Source organism: Streptomyces sp. NPDC002577 (genome assembly GCF_053594815.1).
Genome location: NZ_JBSFWK010000060.1, coordinates 37,977 through 48,556, shown reverse-complemented (window position 1 = coordinate 48,556; position 10,580 = coordinate 37,977). Strand labels below are relative to the sequence as shown.

Sequence of the window (10,580 nt, the reverse complement as noted above, 5' to 3'; positions counted from 1 at the left end):
ACGCCCGGTTACATTCCGAACCCGGAAGCTAAGCCTCACAGCGCCGATGGTACTGCAGGGGGGACCCTGTGGGAGAGTAGGACGCCGCCGAACAATCTTTCAAGGAGCTGGTCCCCCGACTTCGGTCGGGGGACCAGCTCCTTTTTGTTTTGCGTCATCTTGCGTTCACGTTGCGCGGTCAGCATCGCCCCATGGGGACAGTTGGATTGCTGAGGGCCGCCGGCATCGGGCCCGGCGACGATGTCGTGGTGCCGGCGTTCGGGAACGTCGAAGTTGCCGAGGCCGTGGTCCTTGCCGGAGCCGTACCTGTCTTCGCCGACATAGACCCGGCGACGTACTGCCTTGATCCCGCCGCCGTCGCGGCCGCCGTAACTCCGCGTACGGCGGCAGTCGTTGTCGTGCACCGCTTCGGCAGGCCGGCTGACGTCGACGCGCTGCGGAGTATCGGACAGCGGCACGGGCTTCTCGTACTGGAGCAGGGCGAGTTGGACGCACCGCCGAGCGACGGGGTGGCGCAGCGACGAGAGCGTGCCGCCTACCTCGACCAGCGGCTGAGCGGAGTCATAACGCCCGTCGGCAGCGCGCGGCATACCTATGAGCAGTACGTCGTGCGGGTGCCCGGAAACGGACGGCCTGACCGGGACGCCTTCGCGCGAGCCATACGCGCCAGGGGAGTTGACGGGCGAGTGCCGGTCAAGACGCCTCTGCACCGCATTCCCGGATTCCGGCGCGACGTGTGTCTTCCGGAGACCGAGCGGGCCGCCGACCAGACCCTGGCGCTGCCCGTCGATGCCTCACTCTCGCGGCGGGAGATGCACCGGATCGTCTCGGCGTGCAATGCGCTCGGCGGACTGCTGCAACCCGCCTTCTGAAGCGCCGGACGGCGACTGCTTGCAAACCGCGGCCGGTGGTTCGGCGCACACGTGAGTTCGAGGTATGATTTATTTCGTTGCCGCGCGGGAAACCGCGCAAGGCGGCCGGCCCCTATAGCTCAGTCGGCAGAGCGTCTCCATGGTAAGGAGAAGGTCAACGGTTCGATTCCGTTTGGGGGCTCCACAGTAGAAAGCCTCCGCCCTGTCGGGCGGAGGCTTTTTTGTTTCCTATACGGCCACCCGGGCCACCGGGCCCGGGACCTCAGTCCTTCTGAAGACCCGGCACCCGCATCGCCAGAATCGCCATGTCGTCCGAGGGCGCGTCTGACGCGAAGCGCTCCACCGCGCGCATGATGCGCGCGGCGACGGCGCCGGCCGTGAGGCCCGTGCAGGTGGTCAGGACATCCGTGAGGCCGTCGTCGCCGAGCATACGTGTGCCCTCGCGGCGCTCCGTGACGCCGTCGGTGACGCACAACAGGACGTCACCCGGGTCGAGGACGACCGTCTGCTCGTACAACTCCAGGTCCTCCATGACGCCAAGGAGCGGCTGCGGTTCTGCAGCCGGTTCCACCGTGCCGTCCTGGCGCAGGCGGAGCGGCAGCGGGTGGCCGGCACAGACGACCTTCAGGACGGCGGAGCCGTCCTCCTGGGGCCACAACTCGCCGTAGAGCAGCGTCAGGAAGCGGCTGCGGGCGCCCTCGTCGAGGATCGCGGCGTTGAGGCGCTCCAGGACGGCCGGTCCGCCGAAGCCCTCGCGCGCCAGCAGGCGCAGGGCGTGCCGGGCCAGGCCTGTGACGGCTGCCGCCTCCGGGCCCGTACCGCAGACGTCGCCGATCGCGAAGCCGTAGGCGCCGTCGCGGATGGGGAAGAGGTCGTAGAAGTCGCCGCCGACCTCGTTGCCCTCGCCCGCGGCGCGGTAGATGACCTCGACCTCGACGCCCGGCACGTGCGGGAGCTCCGGGGGGAGCAGGCTGCGCTGGAGGGACTGGCTGATCGCCGTACGCTCCGAGTACAGGCGGGCGTTGTCGAGGGCGAGGGCGGCCCTGCGGGAGAGATCCTCTGCGAGTTCGAGGATCTCCTGGCGGAAGTGTTCGTCGGAGGGCTTGCCCAGCGTCAGCATGCCGATGACGCGGTTGCGGGCCACCAGAGGGAGCACGACGGTCTCTCCGCCGACGGCCGACGCGGTCGCCAGCGTCGTACCGATGCCGGAGCTCACGCTGGCCGGCTCGCCCAGGCCCAGGCTGCGCATCGAGGTGCGCAGCGCCGCCTCGTGGGCGGCCTCGGACGGGGTGCTCCACACACGGGCGCCGGGCGTCGGGACCGGGTCGGGCGGGGCGATCCGCGACAGCAGCGCCTTGAGGCCGTCGATACGCTCCTCGTCCTCGTGCAGGACGTACGAGAGGTACGGCTCGGAGGACTGGTCGGCGATCGTGTAGACCGCGCACCAGGTGGCGAGGGTCGGGACCGTCATCTGGGCCATGAGGGCCAGGGTCTGGTCGCGGTCCAGGGTGCCCGCGAGGAGGTCGGAGGCCTCCACGAGGAACGACAGTGAGCCGCGGCGGAGTCGCTCCAGTTCGCCCAGGCGTGCGGATTCCACGGCCAGGGCGATGCGGTCGGCGGCGAATTGGAGGCGCAGGGCCTCCTCGTTGGAGTACCGGTCGGGAGCCTCCGCCGCGACGCCGAGGGAGCCCGTGAGGCGCCCCTCGACCTTCAGCGGGACCGTGACGACCGAGCGCAGGCCTGTGCCGTTGAGGAGCGGCACGGCGCCGGGTACATCCGCGAGGTCCTCGTGGACGGACGGCATGCGCGCCGAACCGTAACGGCCGGGCCCGGCCTCGACGGGGACGCGGGCGAAGCGCTGGCGGGCCGACGGCAGGCCCGTGGAGGCGCGGACCTCCAGTTCCGTCTCGTCGTCGGTGGCCAGCAGGAGGAATGCGGCGTCGCCGTCGAGCATGTCCCGGGCGCGCTCCACTGTGCGCTGCAGGAGCCCGTCCAGGTCGTCCGGTGCCGGGGAGCCGATGAACACCTCGAAGGGGTCCGCGGCATGGCCGTCGGTCAGGTTTGCGGGGTCCGGGTGGGAGGAGGGGCCGCGCAGCGGGGTCTGCAGGACCGCGCGCTCGTGGTCGCGTACGAGAAGGCAGACGGTGGACGGATCGCCGTCGGCGTCGCGGACGCGCAGATGCGAGGCGTAGACGGGCGTCACGCGGCCGTCGGCGCCGCGGATGCCGTAACTGCCCTCCCAGCGGGAGAGTTGGAGGGCCTCGGCGATTCCCGTGCTGATGCCGGGGGTGTGCGGCCAGGCCGCGAAGTCCGTGAGGGGTTTGCCGGTGACCTGCTCCGCGGCGTACCCGAAGAGTTCCTCGGCGTCCTCGTTCCAGGCGGTGACGGCGCTGGTGCGGTCGATCTGGACGACCGCGACGCGCACGCGGCCGTCGGCCAGCGGCAGCAGCTCGGTGGGGAGCGAGGGGCCTGCGGTGCGGGTGCCCACCGGGCGTTCGGGAAGGTCGAGTTGGAACCACACCTGTTTGTGCGTGGAGGTGTACTCGACGCCCCAGCGGGAGGCGAGCGCGGCGCACAGCTGCAGTCCCCTGCCGCCCTCGCGGTCGGGGCTGCCCATCGTCGCGAGCGACTGCTGGAGGGGGATCTCGCGCTCCGGATAGCGGTCGGCGACCTCGATGCGTGCGCCGTCGCCGGTGCGAAGGCACAGGACCTCCGCGGCGGTGCCGGCGTGTACCACGGCATTGGTGACCAGCTCGCTGGTGAGGACCACCGCGTCGTCGACGATGTCGGTGAATCCCCATCCCTGGAGGGTGTCGCGGACGAAGGAGCGGGAAGTCGCAACAGAACGCCCGACGGGGTCGAAGGTGGCAGCCGCGCGTGCGGTGATCACAGAACTCCTCGCTCGAGTGTCGACGCCCAGGTCTCCTGTGGTCATACTGAGGCCGCCCCTCCGTTTTGCCCGTTCGTTCCGGCCACCAGCCCTGGCCGGGCGGACCGGGGTGGTTGGACAGCCGCATGCAAGGTTACTTACCTTCGCCGTCCATGCGGATGCCGGTCGCGTGTGTTTCCGCCCGGAGGGTGTGCGGACGGTGTGCGAAGCTGCCGAACTGTTATGGCCTGGTTCAGCCATGGTGAAACACTGGGCAAGCTTCAAGAGACAGCCCGAGCAAGCCGAGCAGTACGGTCGACCCCTGCGGGAGGGACACAGTGGAGTCTGGCGCAGCGACGCGGAGCACTAAGACGCGCGCGAAAGGCGGACAGTCCCTGAACAAGCAGCGCACACCACGCAATGGGGCCACCGCGGTGGATACCGCGGCCCTCAACAGGCTGCTCGCGGCCCTCCAGTCGATGCGGGACGGTAACTTCCGCAAACGGCTGACGGTCTCGGGTGACGGCGTGATGTCCGAGATTGCGGCGGTTTTCAATGAAGTCGCCGACCGGAATCTCCATCTGACGGGAGAGCTCTCCCGGGTCCGGCGTGTCGTCGGCCGTGAGGGAAAGCTCACAGAGCGGCTGGAAGTGCGCGCCTGTGAGGGGTCCTGGGCCGCGGCGATCGATGCGTCGAACGCGCTCGTGGACGACCTCGTACGGCCGGTGTCCGAGGTCGGCCGGGTGCTGTCCGCGGTGGCGGAGGGCGACCTCCAGCAGCGTATGGAGCTGCGCGCGCAGGGTCCTGAGGGTGCCGGGCATCCGCTGCGCGGTGAGTTCCTGAAGGTCGGGCGCACCGTCAACAACCTCGTGGACCAGCTGTCCACGTTCACCGACGAGGTCACACGCGTGGCCAGCGAGGTGGGCACGGAGGGCAAGCTGGGCGGGCAGGCCCGGGTGCGTGGTATGTCGGGTTCGTGGAAGGACCTCACGGATTCGGTCAACACCATGGCGTACCGGCTGACGGCGCAGGTGCGTGACATTGCTCTCGTGACGACTGCAGTCGCAAAGGGAGACCTGTCGCGGAAGGTGACGGTCCATGTCGCCGGCGAGATGCTCGAACTGAAGAACACCGTCAACACGATGGTGGACCAGCTGTCGTCCTTCTCCTCCGAGGTGACCCGTGTCGCGCGCGAGGTGGGTACCGAGGGGGAGCTCGGCGGGCAGGCGCAGGTGCCGGGTGTGGCGGGTGTGTGGAAGGACCTCACCGATTCGGTGAACCTCATGGCCGGCAATCTCACCGCGCAGGTGCGGGGGATCGCTCAGGTCACCACGGCCGTCGCCAACGGCGATCTGTCGCAGAAGGTCACGGTCAGCGCACGCGGCGAGGTCGCACAACTGGCCGAGACCATCAACCAGATGACGGAGACTCTGCGCACGTTCGCCGACGAGGTCACGCGCGTGGCGAACGAGGTCGGCGCGGAGGGGCAGCTCGGCGGCCAGGCGAACGTGCCGGGCGCGGCGGGCACGTGGAAGGACCTCACCGACTCGGTGAACACGGTCTTCCGCAACCTCACCACCCAGGTGCGCGACATCGCCACGGTGACGACGGCGGTGGCGAACGGTGACCTCTCGCAGAAGGTCACCGTCGATGTTGCGGGCGAGATGCTCGAACTGAAGAACACCGTCAACACGATGGTGGACCAGCTCTCCAGGTTCGGTTCCGAGGTCACGCGTGTGGCGCGCGAGATCGGTGTCGAGGGTGAGCTCGGCGGGCAGGCGACGGTGCAGGGCGCGGCCGGTACGTGGAAGGACCTGACGGACTCCGTCAACACGGCGTTCCGCAACCTCACGGGGCAGGTCCGCAACATCGCCCAGGTGACGACGGCGGTGGCGAACGGTGACCTCTCGCAGAAGGTCACCGTCGACGTCTCCGGTGAGATGCTCCAGCTGAAGAACACCGTGAACACGATGGTGGACCAGCTCTCCAGCTTCGCCGACCAGGTCACGCGTATGGCGCGCGAGGTGGGCACCGAGGGCAGGCTGGGCGGCCAGGCGCGCGTGGACGGCGTCAGCGGCACCTGGAAGGAGCTGACGGACTCCGTCAACTTCATGGCGGGGAACCTGACCTCGCAGGTGCGGCAGATCGCCCAGGTGACCACGGCGGTGGCCCGCGGTGACCTGTCGCAGAAGATCGACGTGGACGCGCGCGGCGAGATCCTGGAGCTGAAGAACACCATCAACACGATGGTGGACCAGCTGTCGGCGTTCGCCGACCAGGTGACCCGGGTGGCCCGCGAGGTGGGTACGGAGGGCAGGCTGGGCGGTCAGGCCCAGGTGCCGGGCGTCGCCGGTGTGTGGCGCGATCTGACGGACTCCGTGAACGGCATGGCCGGCAACCTCACCGCCCAGGTGCGCAACATCGCGCAGGTCGCGACCGCGGTGGCCCGCGGTGACCTGTCGCAGAAGATCGACGTGGACGCGCGCGGCGAGATCCTGGAGCTGAAGAACACCCTCAACACGATGGTGGACCAGCTGTCGAACTTCGCCGAGCAGGTCACGCGTGTGGCGCGCGAGGTGGGTACGGAGGGCATCCTCGGCGGCCAGGCCGAGGTGAAGGGGGTCTCCGGCACCTGGAAGGACCTCACGCAGTCCGTGAACGGCATGGCGAACAACCTCACCATGCAGGTACGCAACATCGCCGAGGTCACGACGGGGGTGGCCCGCGGCGACCTGTCGAAGAAGATCACCGTCGACGCCAAGGGCGAGATCCTCGAGCTCGTCACCACCGTGAACACGATGGTGGACCAGCTGTCGAACTTCGCCGAGCAGGTGACCCGGGTGGCCCGCGAGGTGGGCACCGAGGGCCAGCTGGGCGGCCAGGCCCGGGTGCCCGGCGTCACGGGCATCTGGAAGGACCTCAGCGACAACGTCAACCTGATGGCCAACAACCTGACCAGCCAGGTGCGCCAGATCTCCCAGGTCACCACGGCGGTCGCCAACGGCGACCTCACCAAGAAGGTCACGGTCGAGGCGAGTGGCGAGGTCGCCCAGCTCGCGGACACCGTCAACACGATGGTGAAGACGCTGAGTTCCTTCGCCGACGAGGTCACGCGCGTGGCTCGCGAGGTGGGCACGGACGGCATCCTCGGCGGCCAGGCGCGCGTGCCGGGCGTGTCCGGTACGTGGAAGGACCTCACCGAGTCCGTGAACTCGATGGCGTCCAACCTGACCGGCCAGGTCCGCAACATCGCGATGGTGACCACCGCCATCGCCAAGGGCGACCTGACCAAGAAGATCGACATCGACGCTCGTGGCGAGATCCTCGAACTGAAGACCACCATCAACACGATGGTCGATCAGCTGTCCAGCTTCGCCGAGCAGGTCACCCTGGTGGCCCGCGAGGTGGGTACAGACGGCCAGTTGGGCGGCCAGGCGCGCGTGCGTGACGTCGACGGAACCTGGCGCGACCTCACGGAGTCCGTGAACGAGATGGCCGGCAACCTGACCCGTCAGGTGCGTGCCATCGCGGCCGTGGCGACGGCGGTGACCCGCGGCGACCTGAATCTCAAGATCGACGTCGACGCGGCAGGCGAGATCCAGGTTCTGCAGGACAACATCAACACGATGATCGCGAACCTGCGCGACACCACGCTCGCCAACAAGGAACAGGACTGGCTCAAGGGCAACCTGGCCCGTATCTCGGGTCTGATGCAGGGTCGCCGCGACCTCGAGGACGTCGCCTCGCTGATCATGAGCGAGCTGACGCCGGTCGTCTCGGCACAGCACGGTGCGTTCTTCGTGGCGTTGCCCACGGACGACGCCACGGATCTGGGCGCCGCGACCGAGGAGGACGCGTACGAGCTGCGCATGCTGGGCAGTTACGGCTACTCGATGGGGTCCATGCCGACGTCCTTCCGGCCCGGTGAGACGCTGATCGGCACCGCGGCCAAGGAGAAGCGGACGATTCTCGTGGAGAACGTCCCGCCGGGTTATCTGAAGATCGCATCCGGGCTCGGGGATGCGCCGCCCGCGCATGTCATCGTGCTGCCGGTGCTCTTCGAGGGCACGGTCCTCGGTGTGATCGAACTGGCGTCCTTCCAGCCGTTCACGCAGATCCAGAAGGACTTCCTCAACCAGATCGCCGAGATGATCGCGACGAGCGTCAACACGATCAGCGTCAACACGAAGACCGAAGTACTGCTCAAGCAGTCGCAGGAGCTCACCGAACAGCTGCGGCTGCGCTCGGAGGAACTGGAGCAGCGGCAGAAGGCCCTTCAGGCCTCGAACGCGGAACTCGAGGAGAAGGCCGAGCTGCTGGCCCGTCAGAACCGCGACATCGAGGTGAAGAACACCGAGATCGAGGAGGCGCGCCAGGTCCTCGAGGAGCGCGCGGAGCAGCTCGCGGTCTCGATGCGCTACAAGAGCGAGTTCCTGGCGAACATGTCGCACGAGCTGCGTACGCCGCTCAACTCCCTGCTGATCCTCGCCAAGTTGCTCGCGGACAACGCCGAGGGCAACCTCTCCCCGAAGCAGGTCGAGTTCGCGGAGACCATCCACGGCGCCGGTTCCGACCTGCTGCAGCTGATCAACGACATCCTCGACCTGTCGAAGGTCGAGGCCGGCAAGATGGACGTCTCGCCGACGCGGATCGCGCTCGTCCAGCTCGTGGACTACGTCGAAGCCACGTTCCGGCCACTCACCGCGGAGAAGGGCCTCGACTTCTCCGTACGCGTCTCGCCGGAGCTGCCCGCGACGCTGCACACGGACGAGCAGCGGCTGCTGCAGGTCCTGCGCAACCTGCTGTCCAACGCGGTGAAGTTCACCGACTCGGGAGCCGTCGAGCTGATGATCCGCCCGGCGGGCAACGACGTGCCGATGGCGATCAGGGAGCAGCTCCTCGAAGCGGGCTCGCTGCGCGACGCGGACGCCGATCTGATCGCGTTCTCCGTCGCCGACACCGGCATCGGTATCGCGGCCAGCAAGATGCGCGTGATCTTCGAGGCGTTCAAGCAGGCCGACGGCACGACGAGCCGCAAGTACGGCGGTACGGGCCTCGGGCTGTCCATCAGCCGGGAGATCGCGCGGCTCCTGGGCGGTGAGATCCACGCCCAGAGCGAGCCGGGGCGCGGCTCCACGTTCACGCTCTATCTGCCGCTGTACCCGAGCGAACTGCCGCCGCAGGGCTACCCGCAGCTCGCTCCGGTGATCGAGCCGGGCGACACGGCGGCGTCGGTGCGGGCGCTGACGGCCTCCGCGGCTGAGACGCCCGCCGAGGTCAGGTCGTACCGTGACACGCAGACAGGGCCTGCCGCGCTGTTCCGGCGCCGGCGCAGGGCTGTGGCGGCCGCCGACCAGCGGGCCGCTCTGCCGGGCCAGTCGGCGGCGCAGGACGGCTGGACAGGCGGACAGGAGCCGGCGGCCCAGGAGCGCCGCGCCCTGCAGTTCGACGGCGAGAAGGTGCTGATCGTCGACGACGACATCCGCAACGTCTTCGCCCTGACCAGCGTCCTGGAGCAGAACGGGCTGTCCGTGCTGTACGCGGAGAACGGCCGCGAGGGCATTGAAGTCCTGGAACAGCACGATGATGTGACGGTCGTACTGATGGACATCATGATGCCCGAGATGGACGGGTATGCGACGACGACGGCGATTCGCAGGATGCCCCAGTTCGCCGGGCTGCCGATCATCGCGCTCACCGCGAAGGCCATGAAGGGCGACCGGGAGAAGGCCATCGAGTCCGGGGCTTCCGACTATGTGACGAAGCCGGTCGATCCGGACCATCTGCTCTCCGTGATGGAGCAGTGGATGCGTGAAGAGTGACCGCGTGGCGGACGGGCATTGTCCACTTGCTGACTGACTGTGCCCGAAGCCGTGTAGAAGTGCGGGATCCGGGGAACCTTCTGGTCCCCCACCGCGTTTCTGCTACGTGCACAGTGACATCGCGGTGACAGGGTGTGGCGACCGGCAGGGTGCGGCTACCATGACCGGCACAAGGGCGGGCGGCGATAGGGAGTCGTCCCCTGGGGCGGCGCCCGGTGCACTGCCGGGACGAGGAGGGCGGGCCATGGTGCAGAAGGCCAAGATCCTCCTGGTCGATGACCGGCCGGAGAATCTGCTGGCGCTGGAGGCCATCCTCTCTGCGCTCGATCAGACGCTGGTGCGGGCATCGTCCGGGGAGGAAGCGCTCAAAGCACTGCTCACGGACGATTTCGCGGTCATTCTGCTGGACGTTCAGATGCCGGGCATGGACGGTTTCGAAACCGCTGCGCACATCAAGCGGCGGGAACGGACGCGGGACATCCCGATCATCTTCCTCACGGCCATCAACCACGGCCCGCACCACACCTTCCGGGGTTACGCGGCGGGCGCCGTGGACTACATCTCCAAGCCGTTCGACCCCTGGGTGCTCCGCGCCAAGGTCTCGGTGTTCGTCGAGCTCTACATGAAGAACTGCCAACTGCGTGAGCAGGCGGCTTTGCTCCGGCTCCAGCTCGAGGGTGGCGGCAAGACCGCGGTCGGCGACGCCAAGGAGCCCGCGGGTCTGCTGGCCGAGCTCTCCGCGCGGCTCGCTGCCGTCGAGGAGCAGGCCGAGGCGCTGTCGAAGCAGCTCGACGACGACTCCGCGGACGCGGCAGCGGTGGCCACCGCTGCCCACCTCGAACGCAAACTCACCGGCCTGCGCAGGGCCCTGGACGCCCTGGAGCCGGGCACCGGGACGGGCGCGCCTTCGCTGCCCTCGCAGAACTGAACCCTCCGGGCCCGTACGAAATCTCTTGAGGCACCGTCAGCTCACCGCCGCATCCCGGGCGACACAAAAGGGTGAAGCGGTGGGCACAC

The 10,580-nt window shown here is 68.5% G+C and carries 4 protein-coding genes, 1 tRNA gene and 1 rRNA gene; 5 read left to right on the top strand and 1 reads right to left on the bottom strand.

The window, feature by feature from the left end:
- The 3 genes from rrf to ACWD4J_RS39985 form a co-directional block, all read left to right on the top strand.
- Positions 1-93, top strand: a 5S ribosomal RNA gene (gene rrf, locus ACWD4J_RS39995); the annotation flags it as partial.
- A 98-nt stretch (positions 94-191) separates the two neighbouring features.
- Positions 192-872 (top strand): DegT/DnrJ/EryC1/StrS family aminotransferase, encoded by a 681-nt coding sequence (locus ACWD4J_RS39990; RefSeq protein WP_451400473.1) that lies wholly within the window; start codon positions 192-194, stop codon positions 870-872.
- Between the two features lie 108 nt (positions 873-980).
- Positions 981-1,056 (top strand) — tRNA-Thr (locus ACWD4J_RS39985).
- Positions 1,057-1,134: 78 nt separating this feature from the next.
- On the opposite strand, the gene ACWD4J_RS39980 is transcribed toward ACWD4J_RS39985, so the two are convergent.
- Positions 1,135-3,807: a SpoIIE family protein phosphatase gene (locus ACWD4J_RS39980; RefSeq protein ID WP_451400472.1), complete on the bottom strand. Its 2,673-nt coding sequence runs from the start codon at positions 3,805-3,807 to the stop codon at positions 1,135-1,137.
- A 272-nt stretch (positions 3,808-4,079) separates the two neighbouring features.
- Here ACWD4J_RS39980 and ACWD4J_RS39975 point away from each other — a divergent pair, with 272 nt between their 5' ends.
- Both ACWD4J_RS39975 and ACWD4J_RS39970 read left to right on the top strand, forming a co-directional pair.
- The gene (locus tag ACWD4J_RS39975) at positions 4,080-9,563 is read left to right on the top strand and encodes a HAMP domain-containing protein (RefSeq protein ID WP_451400471.1); all 5,484 of its coding nucleotides are present in this window, start codon (positions 4,080-4,082) and stop codon (positions 9,561-9,563) included.
- A 244-nt stretch (positions 9,564-9,807) separates the two neighbouring features.
- Positions 9,808-10,491 carry a response regulator gene (locus ACWD4J_RS39970; protein WP_451400470.1) on the top strand — a complete coding sequence of 228 codons (684 nt, stop codon included), beginning with the start codon at positions 9,808-9,810 and terminating at the stop codon, positions 10,489-10,491.
- Positions 10,492-10,580: the final 89 nt, after the last annotated feature.